At 39.4% G+C, this 22,543-nt stretch carries 15 protein-coding genes and 1 pseudogene; 11 read left to right on the top strand and 5 right to left on the bottom strand.

All coding sequences use genetic code 11. The features are described 5' to 3' along the window. Window positions 1–31 precede the first annotated feature (31 nt). Entirely contained in the window at window positions 32–400 is a 369-nt protein-coding gene (locus J8L85_RS02835; RefSeq protein ID WP_211014339.1) for a hypothetical protein, read from the bottom strand. A 569-nt stretch (window positions 401–969) separates the two neighbouring features. Between J8L85_RS02835 and J8L85_RS17975 the strand changes: the two are divergent. Beyond that, window positions 970–2,556: pseudogene (locus J8L85_RS17975) on the top strand (DUF4038 domain-containing protein). Between the two features lie 12 nt (window positions 2,557–2,568). Here J8L85_RS17975 and J8L85_RS02850 read toward each other — a convergent pair. Next, window positions 2,569–4,416 (bottom strand): sodium:proton antiporter, encoded by a 1,848-nt coding sequence (locus tag J8L85_RS02850; RefSeq protein WP_211014345.1) that lies wholly within the window; start codon window positions 4,414–4,416, stop codon window positions 2,569–2,571. 551 nt (window positions 4,417–4,967) lie between these two features. Between J8L85_RS02850 and J8L85_RS02855 the strand changes: the two genes are divergently transcribed. From J8L85_RS02855 to J8L85_RS02885, 7 genes are all read left to right on the top strand, one after another. Continuing rightward, window positions 4,968–8,783: a PAS domain S-box protein gene (locus J8L85_RS02855; RefSeq protein WP_211014347.1), complete on the top strand. Its 3,816-nt coding sequence runs from the start codon at window positions 4,968–4,970 to the stop codon at window positions 8,781–8,783. Between the two features lie 3 nt (window positions 8,784–8,786). After that, complete coding sequence (locus tag J8L85_RS02860) at window positions 8,787–9,179, top strand: response regulator (protein WP_211014349.1); 393 nt, start codon at window positions 8,787–8,789, stop codon at window positions 9,177–9,179. Window positions 9,180–9,327: 148 nt separating this feature from the next. Then, window positions 9,328–10,194: an MBL fold metallo-hydrolase gene (locus J8L85_RS02865; protein WP_211014351.1), complete on the top strand. Its 867-nt coding sequence runs from the start codon at window positions 9,328–9,330 to the stop codon at window positions 10,192–10,194. 25 nt (window positions 10,195–10,219) lie between these two features. Continuing rightward, window positions 10,220–11,851, top strand: coding sequence for a S8 family peptidase (locus J8L85_RS02870; protein WP_211014353.1), 1,632 nt, complete (start codon window positions 10,220–10,222; stop codon window positions 11,849–11,851). Window positions 11,852–11,870: 19 nt separating this feature from the next. Continuing rightward, entirely contained in the window at window positions 11,871–13,727 is a 1,857-nt protein-coding gene (locus tag J8L85_RS02875; RefSeq protein WP_211014355.1) for a M1 family metallopeptidase, read from the top strand. A 13-nt stretch (window positions 13,728–13,740) separates the two neighbouring features. Continuing rightward, a complete protein-coding gene (rnpA, locus tag J8L85_RS02880) occupies window positions 13,741–14,148 on the top strand; it encodes a ribonuclease P protein component (RefSeq protein ID WP_247656540.1) in 408 nt (135 codons plus the stop codon). Next, window positions 14,129–15,757 carry a S41 family peptidase gene (locus J8L85_RS02885; RefSeq protein ID WP_211014357.1) on the top strand — a complete coding sequence of 543 codons (1,629 nt, stop codon included), beginning with the start codon at window positions 14,129–14,131 and terminating at the stop codon, window positions 15,755–15,757. Before rnpA ends, J8L85_RS02885 begins: the two co-directional genes overlap by 20 nt. Window positions 15,758–15,855: 98 nt before the next feature. On the opposite strand, the gene J8L85_RS02890 is transcribed toward J8L85_RS02885, so the two are convergent. Both J8L85_RS02890 and J8L85_RS02895 read right to left on the bottom strand, forming a co-directional pair. Further along, window positions 15,856–16,713, bottom strand: coding sequence for a DUF1080 domain-containing protein (locus tag J8L85_RS02890; RefSeq protein ID WP_211014358.1), 858 nt, complete (start codon window positions 16,711–16,713; stop codon window positions 15,856–15,858). 101 nt (window positions 16,714–16,814) lie between these two features. Next, window positions 16,815–17,630: a PIG-L deacetylase family protein gene (locus J8L85_RS02895; RefSeq protein WP_211014360.1), complete on the bottom strand. Its 816-nt coding sequence runs from the start codon at window positions 17,628–17,630 to the stop codon at window positions 16,815–16,817. A 204-nt stretch (window positions 17,631–17,834) separates the two neighbouring features. On the opposite strand from J8L85_RS02895, the gene J8L85_RS02900 reads away from it, so the two are divergent. From J8L85_RS02900 to J8L85_RS02910, 3 genes are read left to right on the top strand one after another with little or no spacing between them, the layout of a single operon-like run. Further along, a complete protein-coding gene (locus J8L85_RS02900) occupies window positions 17,835–19,412 on the top strand; it encodes a peptidase S10 (RefSeq protein WP_247656541.1) in 1,578 nt (525 codons plus the stop codon). Next, window positions 19,413–20,387, top strand: coding sequence for an MBL fold metallo-hydrolase (locus J8L85_RS02905; RefSeq protein WP_211014362.1), 975 nt, complete (start codon window positions 19,413–19,415; stop codon window positions 20,385–20,387). It abuts the gene before it with no gap. A 7-nt stretch (window positions 20,388–20,394) separates the two neighbouring features. After that, window positions 20,395–21,258, top strand: coding sequence for a fructosamine kinase family protein (locus tag J8L85_RS02910; RefSeq protein WP_211014364.1), 864 nt, complete (start codon window positions 20,395–20,397; stop codon window positions 21,256–21,258). Window positions 21,259–21,282: 24 nt separating this feature from the next. On the opposite strand, the gene J8L85_RS02915 is transcribed toward J8L85_RS02910, so the two are convergent. Beyond that, entirely contained in the window at window positions 21,283–22,473 is a 1,191-nt protein-coding gene (locus tag J8L85_RS02915; RefSeq protein ID WP_211014367.1) for an SH3 domain-containing C40 family peptidase, read from the bottom strand. Window positions 22,474–22,543 lie beyond the last annotated feature (70 nt).

The raw sequence follows: 22,543 nt of genomic DNA on the forward strand, positions 1-22,543 counted from the left end.
AGGGACTTTTTACTTTTATAAAGCCTCCGCCTTATTTTTTAATGGCAATCATAAACCCATCTTTTTCCAAAGTGGTATATCCCAATTGCTCCCCTATGGTAAATGTTTCATCGGAACGTACGTCCCCTTCATAGTCTACCTCGTAACCCTCATCGGATTTTGTCCAACTAAACGTGGTCTCCGCATCAATTCGACCATTGGTCATCTCTTTGTACTCTCCCGTATGATTTGCTTTAAAAAGCCATACATCTTCATTGGTAGTAGTTTCGCCTCCCTCTGGGGTATAACTAGATTCGCTCACCCAAGTTCCAACAATTTCATCCAAGTCATCATCATCTTTTGAACAATTGGTAAAGACAACTGTACTAGCCATGGCAAAAAATAAAATGATTCTTTTCATAATAATTATGGATTAAAGTTTACTAAAATCGAATTACTACAAAAACGCATGGTGCTTTCAAATATTGTCAGAAAATAATACATATTTATTGTCCTTTTTAGGTTGGTCGTAGGTATGCAAAAAAAGAATAATCCTGTTGGTTATCCGTTCTCCTTTACCCAATTACAGAGGAAATTGCTTTTCATACAACCACTTTCTCCACGGCACATTTTTTACCCGTCTTACCTTCTGGCGCCGGTGAACTGGCCCCAAGGAAAATAACGACTTACATTGCATGTTTTACGGCGGAACTCCGTATTATTCCCATCCGAACAAACCCTATCTTCATTTGAAAACAGGGTGACGACCAATTGGGGCCGTCAGGTAAGGATATGCCTATATCGGCACTATATTTTTGTAGCCTGTTTGCCGGCCAAAACACATAATCGCCCCAAAAGAGCTAGTCCTTGACATTCGGAAAATACCGGACTTCGAAATACCATGTATTTTACTAACTTCATTGTCTAAATCTGTTCATAATGAGGTCTTTTCGATTCTGTCTGTTTCTATTGTTTCCATTTTTTTCTTTGATGGGCCAATCTTCTTCTGGTGATGTGGAACAATGGACAACCCTCGAGATTACCCTGACCTCAAATGAACAATACAAGAACCCCTACACCGATGTTGATGTTTGGGCAATCTTTTACGATGACAAAAACCACGAATTTATAAGGCCTGCCTTTTGGGACGGCAACAATATCTGGAAAGTACGCTTTGCGCCCCCTACCGGTAATGTCGAATGGAAGTGGAAATCATTTGCTTCGAATCAAAAAGATGTTGGCCTACAAGGGCAATCGGGCTCTTTTAGGTCCGTACCCCATTCGGGCACGAACAAGTTGCTAAAAAACGGGCTTCTGACCATGTCCGAAGGCCATCGAAGTATAGTTCAACACTCCGGAAAACCTTTTTTAATGGTTGCCGATACGCCATGGGCCATACCCTTTCGTGCAAGTGTCGAACAAGTAGAGATCTATGCAAAAGACCGGCAAGAAAAAGGCTTCAATACCGTGTTGTTGATGACCTTGCAACCAGACATGAAAGCTGAGGGACCCAACAAGCGCAATACCGAACAGGGGTTTAAAAGGGCATTTAAAGACTTGTCGAAAGGTAGTTTAAACCAAATGAACATCGACTACTTTCAATACTACGATAAAATCATAACCACTCTTATAGCGCATGAGATAGTTCCTGTACACCAACCTGTTTTTCATGGCTTCGGATGGAAAGGGCTCGAGGTTTTGGGAAGGTCTATAAACCCCAAGGAATATGAACGCTACTGCAAATACCTACTGGCCCGTTATGGAAGTCTTCCGGCCATTTGGCTGTTAGGCGGAGACCATAACGGCAAAGACCCCGGGATACTTGAAAGCGGGGAAATGCTCGAAAAATGGGATTGTTATGCACAACCCACAGGTATACATTACAACCCTTGTGACGATTACTTGGCCTCTTGGGCAAAAGAAGATAGCGACCATTGTTTTCATTACAACAAAACATATCAAGAAAAAGAATGGCTCGATTTTCAATGGGCATAGACCGGCCATAACGGAGAACATCTCTACCATAAAGTAGAGCGCATGTACGCCAATATACCAATAAAAGGAAGCGCAAATGGCGAACCTACCTACGAGGGTATGGGAAATGGCCAAAATGGTCTAGGTTGGTGGCAGGGAGAAGAGGCATGGACGCAACTGATGCACGGGGGCACTATGGGTGTGGTGTACGGTGCGGCCACTCTTTGGCAATGGAAGGTTTCTCCAACAGAAAAAGGTTGGGACTCATGGACGGACCAAGCAACTTCATGGAAAGAGGCCATGGCAATGGAAGGCTCTATGTATGTAGGGCTTGTGGGTAAAATTTTAAAGGATTATGACCTAACGGATATAGAAAAACGATTTGACCTCGCCCAGGGCAAACCCTTGTTGGCCAAAAAAGACCAGCTTTATATTTCGTACCTCAATGAAGGGGGGGCTATAGATATTCCGAGTGTTCCTTTAGGTCTAGAATATTATTGGGCGAACCCCAAAACAGGAAAAACAACACCAAGAAAAAAAGTGGTACAGACTACTTTTAGGTCTCCCGACACCAACCCTTGGGTACTTATAATCGGCAAATGATGTTAATTATGGTTATTCTACAGATTTTGCCCCGTTAACAATATCGAACATCTTTCCCAAATAGACCAACCTAGAACCCTTTTCAATATCAGTGAACTTTTTACTATGGGCAGGAATGATCTTTAAATCACCATCGGGCGTTTTAAGAAATAGCGGTATAATTTCCGTATCTGCCTTTGTTATCTCTATTAAGCCCTCGTAATGTTCCGTATCGTTAAGTTCAATTTCATGGATTACAGGATATTTTCTGGCCGTTTCGGATAATTTTATAAAATCGTCGGTATGGGAAAACAATCCTTCCTTCGGATTGTTTTCGGGATCGTTCATTTCATCGGAATCTACCAACCTAAACGAACCATATTCCCCAAATTGTTTCTTAAACTTGTCAATGGCGTATTTGTTTATTTCAGAGTTTCCCGTAAGTGCCATTAGATAGCCCACATCGTTCAACTCTATATTGTCCGACAAGTTATCCGAATAGATGTTGGCTACAATGGCCTCCAACCCCTGTTTTTTTGCCTTTTCTATATTGGTCTGGTTATTGTCTATAAGTACCACATGGCGGTTGTTCTTATGCAAATAATCCGCAATTAACCTAGACACCTTAGAGGCACCTATAATAAGAACCCCTTCAGATTTTTCTAAGAACACCCCTAACAGCTTTGCCATAAAACGAGCGGTAGAGGCATTAAGCAAAACAGTGCCCAAAACGATCATAAAAACCAATGGTGTTATATATTCAGCGCCCGGTTCGCCCCTAGAAATCAATTTGGACCCAAACAGAGAGGCAATACCTGCGGCTACAATACCCCGAGGGCCTACCCAACTGATAAACAATTTTTCCCTGAAATTAAGGTTAGACCCCATCGTACTTAAAAACACCCCCAAAGGCCTTACCACAAAAACCACGATGGCAAAAAGAATAAGGGTATTAAAGCTGTACAACAGCTCAAGTTCTGGCAAATTCATACTTGCGGATAGAAGTATAAAAAGCATGGAAATTAAAAGTATGCTCAGCGACTCTTTAAAATAGAGCAGTTCTTTAATATTCGGCAATTGAGTATTTCCCATGACCATGCCCATAACCACTACTGCCAACAGCCCTGATTCATGTGCGAACAATTCTGAAATGACAAAAACGGAAAGCACTACCGATAACGATACCACGTTTAATAAATAATGGGGTATATAGTTCTTTTTTATGGCCAAGGTTAGAGCGTGTGCGAAAGTAAAACCAAAAGTAAAACCCAACAATAAGACCTTTACAAATTCTAATAGACCGGTTTGGGTATACCCTTGTCCCTCGCCAATACTAATAAATTCAAATACCAATACCGCCACCAAGGCTCCGATAGGATCTATAAGTATTCCCTCCCATTTTAATACGGCCGAAAGATCTTTCTTTAAAGGAATATTTCTAAGAATAGGAGTAATCACCGTTGGTCCGGTAACGATGATAAGCGCCGAAAACAAAAAAGATATTTGCCAAGTAAGTCCAAAGATAAAATGTGCCGCCGTGCCTGCTAAAAAAAAAGTAACGGCGCTTCCTACGGTAATAAGCTTGGTAATTACGGGCCCTACCCTAGTTACCTCTGAACGTTTTAAGGTAAGCCCCCCTTCGAACAAAATGACCCCAATTGCCAAAGAGACAAAGTGATATAGACTTTCCCCAAGAAAAAGGCCCTCTTTTTTATTCCAAATAGGTCTTATCAATTTTGTACCGTCCTCCGTAAACAATGTAGATATCGGCCCCACCAATAGACCTATAAGAATAAGAGGTAAAATGGCCGGTAGTTTAAATCGCCATGCTACCCATTGTGCAATGATTCCAAGAATGATTATCCCAGCTAGTTCTACCATAAAAAAAATTTAAAGCAAGATAGGTTTTAATATAGAAAAAAATCAACTCTGAAGAAAAACCTTACCCATTGATGCAAATAACACACTATTGATCAAACGGGCACAAACAGTGTGGCGAATACCGTAAACGAGCCCAAAACAAAAACATTTCTCCCCTTTAGTCTATGCGGTTACCCTTTTTATCCACCGATTACAACGTATTGTATCTCCACGTTTTGTTCCTTAAAATGGGTTAATTATATTTCTGTGTCACAAAAAAATGATATATCGTGAAAAACGGTCTTTTATATTTATTATAAATGCAAAACCGAAGAAAACTCTCACTAATTAGACAGAAAACCTTTTTTTTAAAAAAGACTTTTTTACTTTTGTCTCTAGTTTCCCCAAAAAACTCATTTTAAACAATCTATAAGGCTTTCTTCCTCAAAAATTTACAAAAAGTTCATACCTTAAATCCATAAATTTTTCAGTAAAATAACTTTTACTATTAAAAATGTTGATGGATTATAACGAGTTTTTTGATTTAAAAATAATGATGTTAATTTCATAGAATGATCCGTCCTCTTAAACAAAACATCTTAAAGAAACCTATTCTAGTCGGTTTTGTGGTTTTCATAATTGTGTTGTGTTTTGCCCAGTTTTTTGTTTATCAAAGGTTCTTATTGCTAAAAAGTCTCGATCAAGAAGAAATAAACCTTCAGGCCCTAAGGGTAAAAGAGGGTCTGCTCAATGTTTTTAACCAAAGTTTCGCTACCACACAATCTTTATCTTTTATAATAGGTAATTACGGGGTTCCTTCCGATTTTGACAGTATTTCACAACTATTGTTGGACTCAAACGATAAGATAGACGCTATAGAGCTTGTAAATAAAGAAGGTGTAATTACCCATGTATATCCGTTACAAGGCAATGACGTAACAGGATTTAATATCTTACAAGACTCTATTGGCAAACAGGGAGCGCTTAAAACAATAAAGCAAAAGGATTTTTTTCTCACAGGACCTATAAAATTAAAGCAGGGCGGATCAGGGTTTGTTGGCAGAACCCCCATATTTAAAAACGGTTCTTTTGAAGGGTTTTCCGCTGCGGTCATCAAATTGTCCAGCTTTTTAAGTGCTATCCCTACCGACTCGGTAGGTAACGATCGTTTTTTGTATCAATTAGCAAAAATTAACCCCGATAAATCGGAAGAAGTCTTTTTTTCCTCCAAAAAAATCGATGTAAAAAATGCTCAAAGTGTACCTATTACTTTAGGTAAAGGAGAATTAAAACTCTATGTGATATCGAATAACAGAACCACCCTATATACCATATTAATATTTTGTGTTCTAGGTTTCTTGCTCGCTATTATCGCCGGCCTATTTGTTGTGTTCCTTATAAGGCAACCTAAAAAACTCAACAAAATGGTAGAGGAAAAAATTAAACTGTTCAAAGAAAGCGAGGAAAAATACAAAACCCTGATAGAACAGGCTTCTGACGGAATATTTATTACCACAAATGAGGGAAAGATACTAGAGACCAACCTCAAAGGTTCACAAATGTTCGGATATTCGAAGGAAGAACTGTCAAATAAATACATCAAAGAGCTTCTTGCCCAGGGCGAGACCGAAAGATTACCCATTCAGTTCGCTGCCCTTAAGACAGGGCAGACCGTAAGGGCAGAACGGAAACTTATTACAAAAGACGGGCAAACTTTCTATGGTGAGGTAAAATCTAAAATGCTTCCCAACAACACCGTCTTAGGAATCGTAAGAGATACTACCGAGAGAAAGAAACTAGAGTTGATCGCAGAGAACAACTTACAGAAGTTCAGCATGGCCTTTAACACTCGTACGATAGGTATGGCCATTTTTGACCAGCACCTAAACTTTGTAGATGCCAATGCCTACTTTTTAGAGCTGATAGGATACCCCCTACATGAAATAAAAGGAAAAAGAATAAGGGATATAGGTCCTCTTGCCAAAGACCAGGATTCTAAACTGGAAGAGGCGCTACAATCATTGAAATTACATGGTCGATTCTCTTCGTTGGAAATTGAGCTCCTTCCAAGAAATAGTACTATAGTTCATTTGTTGGCTTCTGCGGAAACCTATACGTATAACGGGGAAACGCATATTTTAGCTACTTACGTAGATAGAACAGAGGCAAAAAAAGCTCAAATAAAAATGGCTCAAAGTGAAAACAAGTACAGAGAGCTAACAGAGCGGATCTCTGATGCCTATGTAGCATTTGACAAAGACTGGAACTTTGTTTATATAAATGCCAGAGCGGCAAGAATAATAGATAAAAAGCCAGATGATGTATTGGGCAAAAACATGTGGGAAGAGTTTCCGGAGTTTGCCAATTCCCCCGCCTTCTCTGTGTTCAACAACTCGTTAAAAAATCAGAAATACGCCTATTTAGAACATCATAACAATGAGTTTAACAGTTGGCTGGCAATTCATGTTTATCCGTCACCTAGTGGTTCTACTGTTTACTTTAGAAATATTACCAGGAAAAAATTAGCAGAAAAAGAAAACCAAAAACTGTTGTCCATTATAGAGAACAGTCTTGGGTTTATAGGTTCTTCAGATTTGGAAGGCACCTCTGTTTACATAAACGATGCCGGTAAAAAATTGGTCGGCCTAACTCCCGAAAACGACCTCTCTAACATATCTGTTTTCGACTTCTTTTCAGAAGAATCTAAAGAAATCATCTATAATGAATACCTGCCACTTATTCACGAAAAAGGTTCGTGGAACGGAGAAGTATATCTTAAAAACCTGAAAACGAACAAATACGTACCTGTAGAGTTTTCCGCTTTTATCATTACCGATAGAGAAACCAAAGAACCTATTGGCATCGGAGCGGTAGCCTTTGACCTATCGGAAAGGAAAAAAACAGAAAAAGAGATCTTGTCGTTACAATCGAAAATGGATGCTGCAATACGCATAGGTAAGATAGGCTATTGGAGTTGGGACATAAAAACAGAAACCATAGATTGGTCCGACAGAATGTATGAAATATATGATGTTGAACCAGGAACGGTCATAGACGCTCCGTTTTCTCGAACATTGATCCATAAAGATGATATAGATTTTCATGACAGAATGTTGGCCCGCAACATCGAGGCCAGGGACCATTCTCCATTTAGCTACAGAATTGTTCAAAGAGACAATACGGTAAAACATGTATTGGTACAAATGGAAGTGGTAATGGATGAGAACGGCGTTCCTATTAGATACCAAGGTACCGCCGTAGACATAACATCTCAAAAAGAAGCTGAAAAGGCCCTAAGGGAAACACAAGAAAAGTTCTCAAAGGCATTCTATACCAACCTGATAGGAATGTTCATACTTGACAAGGGCAGAAAAATAGTCGAGGTAAACTCTAGGGCCTGTACTATTCTGAACAGTACTAGAGAAACCCTATTGGGCCACACTATAATGGAATCGGGAACATTAAGCATAAACAATAATGATTCTTTGTTGTCGGGTCAACTTTGGGAGATTTTTCTAGAAAACAAAGAGGTTAAGAACGAGGAGTTTAAAGTTACCCTACAAAACGGCAAAGTAATATCTATATTACTATCTATAGAGTCTTTAATGCTCGAAGGTGTAGAACATTATTTGGTTACCATAGTCGACAATACCAAACGAAAAGAAGCCGAAGAACTTCTTGAGGAGCAAAATGTAGAACTTAAAAAAACAAATTCTGAACTAGATAGTTTTGTCTATAGTGCCTCTCATGAGTTGCGGGCACCGTTAACCTCTGTAATGGGGTTGATACAAATTATGATGGACGAGCAACAAGAATCCCATTGTGTTCATCAATTACAAATGATGGAAAACTCCATCACAAGATTAGACGATTTTATCAAAGAAATTATTGCGTTTTCACGTAATAGAAATTTAGAGGTTCAATTAGATGAAATAGATTTTCATGATTTGATCGACGACGTTCTAGAAAGTCTGTGGTACCTTAAAAACATACAGGCCATTACATTTGTCAAGGACATTAAAAACGATGTACCCTTTATCTCGGATAAAAAAAGAGTAATGGTTCTATTGAACAATCTTATCTCAAATGCCATTAAGTACCACGACATTGATAAAGACAACCCTACCGTCTGGATCAATATTAGAACGTCTCAGCAAAATGTTGTAATAGAAATAAAGGATAATGGGCCCGGCATAGAAAAAGAGCTTCAAAACAAAATATTCGATATGTTCTACCGAGTTTCTGCAAAAGTAATGGGTTCTGGTATCGGGTTATATATAGTTAAAGAAATTTTAAATAAATTAGGGGGAAGTATAAACGTTGAATCTAAACCAAAAAAAGGTTCTTCTTTTATTATAACCGTACCAAACATAACCATTAAAAATTAAATTATGAGTCCTAAAAAAGTACTCTTAATAGATGATTCTGAAATAGATAATTACATCAACAAGGCCGTTCTTTCGAAATCGGAACTTGTTTCGGAAATTACCATAAAAACCTCTGGGGCAGACGCACTTAAATATTTGGAAAGTGCTAACGAAGACTCTTTCCCGGATATCATTTTCTTGGATATAAGAATGCCCGGCATGGACGGCTTTGAGTTTATGGAACACTATATTAAATTACCCGAAAACCTAACGGGCCAATGCAAAGTCTTTGTGCTCAGTTCTTCTATAGACCCTGTAGATATTGAAAAATCTAACAGTTACAAAGAAATTGAAAAGCACTTGACCAAACCACTTGCACACCACCCGATAGAAAAATTGGTGCTATTTCATGATTAAAACCAAGGCTTTATAAAAAGGCGCGGTCGATCATATCGACTTTAAATTTATAACAAACAACCTGTTTCTTAGAGTTAAAAACTCTTAAATAGTACCTGATTATATACATTTTGGTTAATTTTCCGAATTTATTATTTCTTTTTACACAATGCATCTATACCCTATAGAGACAGGTAATTTTAAGTTGGACGGTGGTGCCATGTTCGGAGTGGTACCCAAAACTTTGTGGCAAAGAACGAACCCTGCAGACAACAATAATCTTATAGATATAGCCGCGAGAAGCCTTTTAATAGAAGACGGCAACCGTCTAATTCTGATAGATACGGGATTGGGAAACAAGCAATCGGACAAGTTTTTTGGCTATTACCACAGGTGGGGAGATTTTTCGTTGGATGATTCCCTTGCCAAGGCAGGTTTTCACCGAAACGATATTACCGATGTGTTTATGACCCATCTTCACTTTGACCATTGTGGGGGCTGTATTCAATGGAACAAAGACCGTACAGGTTTTGAACCTGCTTTTAAAAATGCGTCTTTTTGGACGAACAAAAAACACTGGAAATGGGCAACAGAACCAAACGCCAGGGAGAAGGCCTCGTTCTTAAAAGAGAACTTGATTCCTATGCAAGAAAGTGGTCATTTAAAATTCATCGATACCCCTAGTTCGACAAGCACCTTTGTCAAAAACACGGAATTCAATTTTGATATTTTATTTGTGGATGGCCATACCGAAAAACAAATGTTGCCTCAACTACGCTACAAAGAAAAAAATATTGTTTTTGTAGCAGATCTTATTCCTACCGTTGGCCATATTCCATTACCATATGTTATGGGCTATGACACAAGGCCCTTAAAAACACTTTCAGAAAAAGAAATCTTTTTAAATGAGGCCGTAGACAAAAACTACTATCTGTTTTTTGAACACGATGCACACAACCAATTGTGTACCTTAAAAAGAACAGAAAAAGGTGTTGTTCTTGATAAGACCTATACCTTTGACGAAATTTTTAATTAACAACAAACAACTTTAATTACTTTATATGACACGTATATTTCCTAAATCCTTATTAATTCTATCTTTCTCCATCCTCATATCTTGTGGTGGTACAGGAGGGTTAATTTTAACCCCCGTAGAAAATATAGACACCGTTCCCCTAAAGGTTTCTGAATTAACAGATAAAGAAAAGAAACACTGGGGCCATTTGGATCTGGCCACCGATACCATTCCCGGTATGAGCGTAGACAGGGCTTATGATGAAATTATCAAGAATAAAAAAGGAACTAAGGTTATTGTAGCGGTGCTAGATTCTGGTATCGATCTAGACCACGAAGATCTAGATGATGTTATTTGGACCAATACCGATGAAATACCAGGAAACAACAAAGATGATGACAATAATGGTTATGTAGATGATATTCACGGGTATAACTTTTTGGGAGAATCTTACAACGAACAATTAGAGTATGTGCGCATGCTTCGATTAAATATTGGAGACCAGGCAACATTGTCAAAAGCACAGGCAAAATTAGATTCAGAATATGCCGAGGCCCAGCAGAACAAGCAACAATATGAGCAAATTTTACAAGCTGTTAAAAATGCCGACAGCGAGGTTAAAACACACTTGGGCAAAGACAGTTATACCAAAGAAGATGTTGCTGGTATTAAAGCGACTTCGGAGAGTTTACAGCGCAGCCAGGCCATTCTTACCCAAATGTTCTCTATAAAAGAGACGATTCCAGAGGTAATCGAAGAATTGGGCGATGGCATCAATTATTTTACCGAACAACTTAACTACAACCTCAACAAAGATTTTAACGGACGTGAAATTGTAGGTGACGACCCTTATGATTGGAACGACACGGATTACGGAAACGGAAACCCTAATAATAGGGTCGATGACGAGAGTCACGGAACACATGTTGCCGGTATTATCGCAGCCGAAAGAAACAATGGTAAAGGAGCCGACGGCGTTGCCAACAATGTTGCCATTATGAGCATCAGGGCGGTACCTAATGGTGACGAGTACGACAAAGATATTGCCCGTGGTATCCGCTATGCGGTAGATAACGGTGCAAGGGTAATCAACGGTAGTTTTGGAAAGGCCTTTTCGCCCAATGCAGAATGGGTCTATGACGCAATTAAATACGCTGCCGAAAAAGGTGTTCTTTTTGTACATGCCGCAGGTAACGATGGGGCCGACCTAGACGATCCATCAAACCCAAATTTCCCGAACGATCAGATCAATAATGGTCCTGAGTTTGCCGACAATGTAATAACGGTAGGCGCCCTAGATCCTAAATATGGTTCTGAATTGGTTGCTTCCTATTCAAATTATGGTAAAATAAACGTAGATGTATTTGCTCCTGGAACAGATATTTACTCTACATTCCCAAATAACGAATATGAATTTTCTCCAGGTACATCAATGGCAGCCCCAGCGGTAGCGGGTGTAGCGGCTTTGTTGTTCTCTCAATACCCAAATTTAACCGCCTCACAGGTAAAGAAAATCATTCTTAACTCTGGGCTACCTATTAAAACGAAGGTTATTTTAGGGGGAGATAACTCAAAGAGTGCTTCTTTATCGGAAATATCGACCTCCGGTAAAATAGTAAATGCCTATAATGCCTTGATTATGGCAAGCAAAGTAAGTGCAGGCCAACTACAATTGTAATTAATAAAGACACCTAAAAATGAAAACGTTATTTCTTTCGCTATTAATGGTTACGGGTTTCGCTTGTTCTATAAGTGCCCAGAACCAGGCCAATTATTGGCAGCAGCATGTAGACTACACCATGGATGTTGACATGGATGTTGACAACTATCAATATACCGGAACGCAGAAATTAGTTTACACTAATAACTCTCCGGACGAACTTACAAGGGTGTATTACCATTTGTTCTTTAACGCCTTTCAGCCAGGCAGCGAAATGGATATTAGGTTACAGAATATTCAGGATCCTGACCGCAGAATGATCACGGAGGACAAAAAAAGCCGTATTGCAGCGCTCAAAGAAGATGAAATAGGATATCTGCACGTAGAATCATTAACACAAGATGGCCAAAAGGTAACTTTTAACGAAGAAGGTACGGTCTTGGTTGTAGAACTGGCAAAACCGATTCCTTCTGGAGGCAAAACCACCTTTGAAATGACTTTTAAAGGCCAAGTGCCCGTTCAGATAAGACGTTCTGGCCGTAACAATAATGATGGTGTTGCCCTTTCTATGAGCCAATGGTATCCAAAACTTGCCGAATACGATTTTGAAGGGTGGCATGCAGACCCGTACATTGCCCGTGAATTTCATGGTGTTTGGGGTGATTTTGATGTAAAATTGACGATAGATAAAGACTATGTTGTTGGTGGCACCGGGTATTTGCAAAACCCACAAGAGATTGGCCATGGCTATGAAGCTCCCGGAACCAAGGTGAAAAAACAAAAGGGCAAAACACTCACTTGGCACTTTAAAGCGCCTATGGTACATGATTTTATGTGGGCCGCAGATCCAGACTATGTACACGACACCTTAAAAATGGAAAACGGTACTACGCTGCATTTTCTATATAAAAACGACCCAAAGTTTCAAGAAACATGGAAGGCTGTTCAGCCAATGACAGCAAAGGCCATGGACTTTTTTAATAAGAACATCGGGCCCTACCCTTACGACCAATATTCGGTCATACAAGGTGGGGACGGCGGTATGGAATACGCTATGGGAACATTAATTACCGGCGGAGACAGACCTGGTAGTGTTATAGGCACCATGATCCACGAACTTGCACACTCTTGGTTTCAGCACGTGTTGGCCACTAACGAATCTAAACATGAGTGGATGGACGAAGGCTTTACTTCTTTCATTTCCGCTCTTTGCAGTAATGAGATCAGGGGAAGTAAAAAAGACAATCCGTTCGAAAACTCTTATAAAGGCTATTACCGTCTAGTACAATCGGGAAAAGAACAACCTCAAAGCACACATGCGGATAGGTATGACCTTAACTTTGCCTATAGTATCGCGGCCTATAGCAAAGGAGCTATCTTTTTATCTCAATTAGGTTATGTGATCGGACAAGACAAACTAATGGAAACCCTCAGAAAATATTATGCCGATTTTAAGTTTAAGCACCCTGTTCCCAATGACATTAAGAGAACGGCCGAAAAAGTTTCGGGGATGGAGTTGGATTGGTATTTAACGGACTGGACACAAACGACCAACACCATAGACTACGGTATAAAATCTGTAGAGGCCGATGGCAATGGAACAAAAATAACCTTAGAACGTATTGGGCTTATGCCTATGCCACAAGATATTTTGGTTGTTTATAACGATGATACCAGAGAAACCTTCTATGCTCCGTTAAGAATGATGCGCGGTGAAAAGGACAATCCTTACCAAGAGATAAAAAGAACGGTGTTGCCAGACTGGCCCTGGGCTTTTCCAACTTATGAATTTACTATAGACAAGCCCATTTCTAGCATTAAGGCCATTCTCATAGACCCTTCACAATTAATGGCCGATGTGAACGGAGAAAATAATATCTGGCAAGCGGAATAAGCTCAAATATAAGATGATGGGCGAGACGGATACTAAAAAAGATTTTTCCTTTGGGAAGAAAGAAAAACTGAAAAGCAATATACTGATCGGTCAATTGTTTCTCGAAGGAAAAAGCTTGTCCGTCTATCCTCTAAAATTAATTTATTTAAAAACTGACATACAGGACACACAGATAAAGACAGCGGTTACCGTACCAAAAAAGATATTTAAGCGTGCCGTTCATCGAAATAGGATCAAAAGACTGCTAAGAGAGTCGTACAGGCTCAACAAAGCCATTATTTTTAACAATACTGGGGACAAGTTTGCGTTTCTATTTTTATACCTTGGAAAAGAAATGCCGGCTTTTGTGGATCTTGAATCAAAAATGAAGCTGCTTTTACAAAAGTTTAATGCCCAAATCAATGAAAAAAATAATGCGTAAAAGAGTACTTATTCCCATTCTTGCAGTAACTTTTCTTGTAATTGGAAGTAGTTTTAAAAGTGACTTCTTTGAAATAGCAAAACAGATAGAAATCTTTACCACCCTTTTCAAGGAACTTAACATGAACTACGTGGATGAAACAAATCCCGCAGAGTTGATGGATACGGCCATCAAAAACATGTTAGAGGAACTAGATCCATATACCAAGTTCTTGAACGAACAGGATGTAGAATCTTATCGCATAAACAATGCAGGTGAATACTCGGGTATCGGTGCCCTTGTAAGAACCTATAAAGACCGTTTATTGATCATAGAGCCCCACCAAGGATATCCTGCAGACAAAGCAGGGCTAAAGGCTGGTGATCAAATTATACAGATTGGCGATGTAAAAGTTGCAGATTTTAAAGATAACGCCAGCGAACTATTAAAAGGTGCCAATGGCTCAGAAGTCTCCATAATCTATAAAAGACAAGGTAAAATAAGTAGTACCACCATAAAGAGAGAAGGTATAGAAGTAGATGCCGTACCTTTTTATGAAATGGTAGATGACAAGACCGGTTATATTGTATTGTCAAAGTTCAATGCAAAGGCCTCTTCCCAAACCAAAGATGCGCTGTTAGACCTTAAGGGCAAAGGAGCAGAACGTATTATCTTAGATCTTCGTGATAACCCTGGCGGATTATTATCGGAAGCCATCAACGTTACCAATTTGTTCGTTCCAAAAGGAGAATTGATCGTTACCACCAAATCGAAAGTAAAAAAATTCAATAGGGAATATAAAACCACAAAGAATGCCGTCGATACTGAAATTCCTTTAGTAGTACTTGTAAACGGAAGTAGTGCCTCGGCAAGTGAAATTGTATCTGGAAGTTTACAGGATTTGGACAGGGCCGTTATTATGGGCGCCAGAAGTTTTGGCAAAGGATTGGTACAAAGACCCTTAAAATTGACATATGGTACCCAACTGAAAGTAACCATTTCTAGATACTATACCTCTTCGGGTAGATGTATCCAAGCCTTGGATTATTGGAACAGGGATGAAAAAGGCAATGCGACCCGTCATACAAAGTTTAACGATTTTACCACCAGAAACGGCCGAAAGGTACAAGATGGTGGCGGTGTATTGCCCGATATTGAGATCGCTACCGTAAAAACGAACGATCTTACCATGGCCTTGCTTCAAAACAACGTAATTTTTGACTATGCCACCAACTATTATTTTAACCACAACATAGAAAACATTGATAATTTCAAGTTCACCAATTCTGATTTTAACGAATTTAAAGCCTTTGTAAGACAAAGTAATTTTTCTTTTGAGACCAAGGCCGAAAAAGCGATTAAAACGGCATTATCGGGAGAAGAAAACGACTTTTTGGGACAAGAAGTAAAAGATAGTTACAAAACGCTTTTGGCCAACATACAAAAAGGAAAAATAAGTGCTTTGGACAAGTACCAAAACGAGATTCAGAAAAACCTCGAGGACGAAATCGTAAAGCGCTACTTTTATCGCAACGGTCTTTATCAATATTATTTAAATAACGATGATGCCATCTTGGCCGCTACAGAGCTCTTGGGCAACGGTAGCAAGTACAGGTCTATTCTTCAATAAAAATACCTTCTAGTCCGAACATTGCGTAAACGTTATTAGGGCCGTGCTACCTTTTAAGTAATTTTTACCCGTTACGGTAACGCCCTTCTGTAATGCATTTATTTGTATTCACAACTGTTGTTGTCCGCCACTTTATAATACGTCTTATAATTAATGGCCTTGGGATCCATACAGCCCTTTAGATTCCTGATTTTAATATTTCTAAAGTCTATCGGTTGACCCTCGCTCTGTAAAGCGATTAAACCCTCTTTTAACGGCTTGCCGTCCACTTTTTGTTTTGGATCATATCCATTGACCACTCCCCCTCCTATTTGTGGCTTTGTATATTGAAGTACGGTTTTACCGTTAATGATATGGGTCACCAAAGAGTCGTGCAAAACAATAAGCTCTGCGGTCACCCATTGGTCTCCAAAATACGTGTCAGATGATGAGTTAATACAATGTCTAGCGTCTATTTTACCTTGATAGACCACGTCTGTACCGGGTGAACACATATTTCCCGTAGGACGTTTTTTTCCTTCTTCGATACCCGCCAAAAACTGCATTTCTACAGAAATAGGCCAGTCTTGTTCTTTTAACATGGTTCTAGGATCTTGGGAATGAAACATTATGCCACTGTTCTTTAAAGTATATTCTGGGGCTCCGGGAAACAATTCGCCTACAAACCTATATTCCATTACCAAGTGAAAATCAGAATATGGTCGATCATAATACAAATGCCCAAAACGGTCGTTGAACTGCCCCTCGTAATTATCGTATCTAACTTTGATCATACCATCTTCGGCCCTAAAAGTATCACCATAATTATCGTCTACCTCATAATGATGGATCTTGGTGGTCCACCCTTCCAAATTGGTGCCGTTGAACATATTTTTCCATCCGTCGTTGGTTTGCTGAGATAAACTAGCACCACATCCTAACAGTACTAAAAATACTGTTGCCATTCCTTTCTTCATTATAAATGCTTTCACAGAAAAATTCCGTTGATTGTAATTCATGCTTATAATTGTATTTTTTTACCCTTTTAGATTCGTTTAAATTATACAAAATGATAATATTATTCAAATATTGAACTAGTATCCTTTTTCGGAGCTTCAAATTTTCTTAAATAAACGACCCTTCCGTTCTTACTTTTTCTGGCCTCAAAATCCTCTCTGGTCATATTGGGATCTATTTGAGAATAATGACATTTGTAAGAGTTATAGGCCCTCTCCAGATCTTCTTTTGTATACGTAATTTTGGTCCTTAAAAACTTACTGGCCTGCCCCCTTAAAAGTTTACCTTCGGGGTCATCTATAAACGCCGTAGGTGTGCCGTAATAAAACAGAGACATGGGTTTTTCATAATCTTTGCTAAGATAAACCTGGGTTACCGAAGCCCCGACCAACCTGTGGTCCATATGTGTAGACCCACCATCCGGACCCCAAGTAATAATCGCATCTGGTCGTATGTTGTCGACAATCTCTCCTAAATCCTTTATCATCTTACGGGCGTGAGGTACATGGCCATCATATCCTTCACCGGCCTTTAATTGATCGTGATAATCTAAATGTATCAACTCGGCGCCCAGTTGCGATGCGGCACATTGCATTTCTTCCTTTCGTGTGGCCACCAGCTCTTCGCCGGCCTTATGGTCATGATAATCATTGGTGCCATACCTACCATCCGTTACAATTACGATATGCACCTTGGCACCTTCCCTATTGTACTTCGATAATATTGGGGCTACTGTACTTTCATCGTCCGGATGTGCAAATATTGCCAACACCACTTTATTCACATATTCTTTTTGGCCAAAAGCTTTTTGTGTATAGCCTCCTAATAGTAATAACAGCAACGTTGCCGTAAAAAGTCTCTGTGTTCTTTTTTTCATGACGATATCTTTTTATACCAATGCCGATTCTCCAGTTAATGGAGTATAAGACTATGGTTCATTTATAAGCAAGATCAAATACGTTCAATAAGCTGTACATCTCGTTTTAGACATCGTTAAAAATGTTATCGGTGATGCAATTTTATTGACAATTACAATCTATTGATTTTAAGAATTAAAGCCTTTTAAATGTACAGGAATTAAATGAAAAAAACACCCGTTCAAATATTATCGTTAATTTTAAATGTGCTTTATGAACAACTAATAAACCAAATAATGAAATACCGCCCGCTTTTATTCACCAGCTTACTTTTTTGTTTCCTATCACATGCTCAAGGCACCAAGTCAGAAACGGAAATTAAGCCCATTCCGGAAGCAAAATCTTTTGTAACAACCCACCAAGGCATCTTTGGTGGCAAGACCATTAAATATAAGGCAACGGCCAAAGAAACCTTTCTTGTTAACAAAGAAGGGGACTCGATTGCAACAATATGGTCTGTGGCCTATACAAAAACACCCGTTGGCGATGTTACCAAAAGACCCGTAACCTTTGTTTTTAATGGGGGTCCGGGTTCGGCATCTATGTGGTTGCACATGGGGTTTTTTGGCCCTAAGATCATAAAAGTAGATTCTGATGCAAAGCTTGACGACGGTGCCGCCCCATATAATTTGACGGACAACGAGCACGCCTTGTTAGACCTCACCGACCTGGTCTTTATAGATCCCGTAGGAACCGGTTACAGTCGTTTGGTAGGAAAGGGAAAAGGGGAGGATTTTTATGGCCTCAAGGAAGATGTAAATTCTTTTGCCCAGTTTATCCGCACATGGGTTACCGAAAACGAACGTTGGTTCTCGCCTAAATACTTGGCAGGTGAAAGTTATGGGACCACAAGGGCGGCGGCATTGGGTAAAGCCCTCGAGGGTTCTGGCCAAAATATGGCCTTGAACGGAATGATTCTTATTTCACAGGCCTTAGATTATGCCGGGTCTACCTCGGTTGCCAATAACGTTACTTCTTTTATTACCTATTTGCCCAGCATGGCGGCCACAGCATGGTACCACAAAAAGGCAGGACAAGGCAAAACATTGGAAACTTTTACACAAGAATGTAGAGAGTTTACCTATAATACATATATCCCCGCCTTGTACAAAGGGGCATTGCTAACAACAGAAGAAAAGGATGCCGTTGCAGAAAAACTGGCTTATTTTACCGGTTTGGACAAAACATATATTCTACGTTCGAACCTTAGAATATTAATGAGGCGTTTTCAAAAACAGCTGTTGGCGGACAAAGGTTTGGCCATTGGCCGTTTAGACGGGAGGTTTATGGGCGATGAGGCCGACAAGGTTTCGGAAGGTCCACACTTGGGCGATCCGGCAAGCTATCAAATAAGCGCGGCCTATACCGCAAGCCTCAACCACTATTTTGCTTCTGTATTAAAGATTAAAATGGACCGGCCCTATATAACCTCTGGCGGTGGCTCAAATTGGAGGTGGAGAACGGTTCCCGATGGTCAATACTGGGAGCCTATGCCCGTAAACACCGCGCCAGCCTTAGGGGAAACCATGAGACGAAATACCGCAATGAAGGTAATGGTCGCCTGTGGTTATTACGATTTGATCACACCCTTCTTTGATGCTGAATACACCTTTGCCAGAAACGGTATCGTAAAAGACCGTGTAGAAATGCACTACTATGAGGCCGGCCATATGATGTATACCCACCAACCCGATTTAATTATGTTGAGCAAGGATATACGTGAATTTTTAACTGCGGAATAAATGTTTTCAAGACTTGTTTTTTATGCTTTCGCAATGCTGCTTCTTAGCTGCACGCAAACAAAAAAAGAAAATAATGAAGTAGCCCATAAAGCCTCTGTAAAACCCGATACCGGTGTTTCTCTTATAGTACTTGGTAATGTACAGGATGCCGGATCTCCACATATTGCATGTAAAAAAGATTGTTGTAAACTGTTGTTCGATAACGAGGATCAATCCAGAAAGGTCGTTTCTTTAGGTTTGATAGATAACCTGGAACAAAAAACATTTCTTTTTGAGGCTACCCCAGATATGACACACCAGTTGCATCGTTTAAAAGAAAGTACCGATTGGGCCACTAGCGACATTCCCAACGGCATTTTTATTACACACGCCCATATTGGACATTATACCGGTTTAATGTATTTAGGAAAAGAGGCAACGAACGCAAAGGATGTTCCTGTATACGCCATGCCCAAAATGAGCGACTTTCTTTCTGCAAATGGTCCGTGGAGCCAATTGGTATCTGATAAGAACATTAAACTTGTTGCTATAGAAAATGACCGGTTACTGCCCTTAACAAATAGCATACAGGTACTACCATACAAGGTTCCCCATAGGGACGAATACTCTGAAACCGTAGGTTTTAAAGTTATTGGCCCCAATAAATCATTTCTATTTATACCCGACATCAATAAATGGAATGTTTGGGAAACGGATATAAGGTCTATAATAAAAGAAGTGGATTATGCTTTTTTGGACGCCACCTTCTTCGATGCCAAAGAAATAAATAATAGGGACATCTCTGAAATACCCCATCCTTTTGTAATTGAAAGTATGGCTCTTTTTGATTCCTTATCTCCACAAGACAAAAAGAAAGTTCATTTCATTCATTTTAACCACACCAATCCCCTTTTGGACGAACATAGTGAAGCGACCAAACTAGTAAAGGAAAAAGGATTTTCCATCGCAAGAAAAGATATGAAGTTTACATTATAAACCCTTTATGGACAAAGAACTACTTGAGCATATTTCAACATTGCTTGGTGTTGTTTTAAAAAAGGTAACTCCCTTGTCGGGTGGTGATGTCTCAGAAGTATACCTTCTAGAGACCGTAACAGATCGTTTTGTGTGTAAAGTAAATACCCTGGCCAATTCCCCATTATTACATGCGGAAAAAATAGGTTTAGAGGTAATCGCGGCCTCAAATACCATAGGGGTACCAAAAACATATGACTGTGGAGAAAAGGAAGAAAAAGCCTTTTTGGTAATGGAGTTTATAGAAAGTAGAACGGCCACAACCTCCGATATGTCCTCATTGGGGCATCAACTTGCTACTTTGCACATGTCTGGCGAGGTTACAATATTTGGAGGTGAAAACGACAATTATATAGGCAGCCTACCCCAATCTAACACTACCCATAACGATTGGGTCTCATTTTACGTTCATGAGCGCCTAAATCCACAGTTAAAAATAGCGGTGGACAACGGACAACTTTTACAAAACGAAATACCTTCACAAGAAAAGCTTATAGAACGTTGTAAACAACTTTTTCCAAATATTACCCCTTCGCTATTGCACGGTGATCTATGGAGCGGCAATTATCTAATAAGCCATAGTGGTGTCCCATACCTTATAGACCCTGCCGTTTATTATGGGCATTATGAAGTGGACCTTGCAATGACGAAGTTGTTCGGTGGGTTCGGTAATTCGTTCTATGATGCTTACAATGAGCTTGTACCTTTAGAAAACGGTTGGAAGGAAAGACAGGATATTTATCAACTTTATTATTTGTTGGTCCATTTAAATATGTTCGGACCCTCCTATAAACCATCTGTACTCCATATTATATCTACCTATTTTACCTAAAAAACAACCTAGTTGTCTTTTCTATCAATTTCTACTGTCGAAGGTAAAATTTCGCTGTAGGTTGATCAAAGCGTCATCCTCTTCCTTAAAAATTCTATTGGTCCTTAAATAGCGATTTAGATTATATTCGTCATAATTATCGGCTTCTTTGTCCATACTACTTATTCGAACCCTATCCGAAGCGTGAATAAATTCGTTGTTTCCGATCCACATGCCCACATGTACAACTTTCTCTGCGGTTGAATCGGTCGCTTTTCTACCAAAGAACAACAAATCTCCTTTTTCTAAATTGTCGAAATTCTTTACCGAGTCTATGGGTTTGCCCGCATGCACTTGCTGTGATGCATCTCTAGGAATCACAACCCCGTTTAAAAAATATATTGTCTTGGTAAAACCACTACAATCCATACCTTTGGTAGAGGTGCCTCCCCACAGATACGGAACGCCCATTAATCCTTTAGAGGTCTCCACTAGGGCGTCTACGTTCTTTTCCAACCGGTTGAGCCAGCCATTATAATTTTCCGCTTCTTCCTTTTCTACAAAAGCTTCTCTGCCATCAGGAAACCTAACTTTATAAAATGTCCTGTCCTCTTCCAATAATTCCAATATATTTCCTGCCACAAGGTCCGACACCCGCTCTTTACTCTCTATACTTTTATAGGCATGGCCATAAGTATGGGTATATATAATTTTATTCTTGTTCTGCCAGGCTTCCAATTCATCATTGTCCAATACATAAATTTCACCGGCATTTACCCAGGCCAAATATTTATCGGGCGTTTGTATATAGTACCATCCCCCTTCTTTTTTTAATACTTTGACCGGTGTGCCCAATGTTGCTTGGGTAGATAATTCTGCAGAATGTTTTGGGGCACTCCTAAGATTGGCGACCGAAATAGTTATTAGGGCATTCTGTTTTCCTTTTAAATCTTTAGAAGGCAATATTCGAACACTGTCTATAAAATCTATATTCTTAAGCGATAGTGTTTTCTTTAGTTGATCAACGGCTTCTTGCATATTGCTTTCTCCCTCCAAAACATAGCTGCCATTCTCTTTTCTAGCTTCTATATTGAAAAGTGCTACCCGCTTGTCGGGCGCAAACCGGTTCTTGGTTTGGTCTATATACTTTTGTATATGGTTGTTGTCCTCGTTCTTATCTTGGCATGCAAAAGTGATAGTTAGCAATAAAAAGAGAACCGTTCTTTTAAAAAACATATGCTTTTTTTTGTAAAAATACAGAATAAGACCTCTTTTCAAGAAAATTACTGTTGGATCTCATTATATA

Origin of the sequence: Maribacter sp. MMG018, assembly GCF_018100785.1 — a bacterium.
In the GTDB taxonomy this organism is placed as follows: Bacteria; Bacteroidota; Bacteroidia; order Flavobacteriales; family Flavobacteriaceae; genus Maribacter.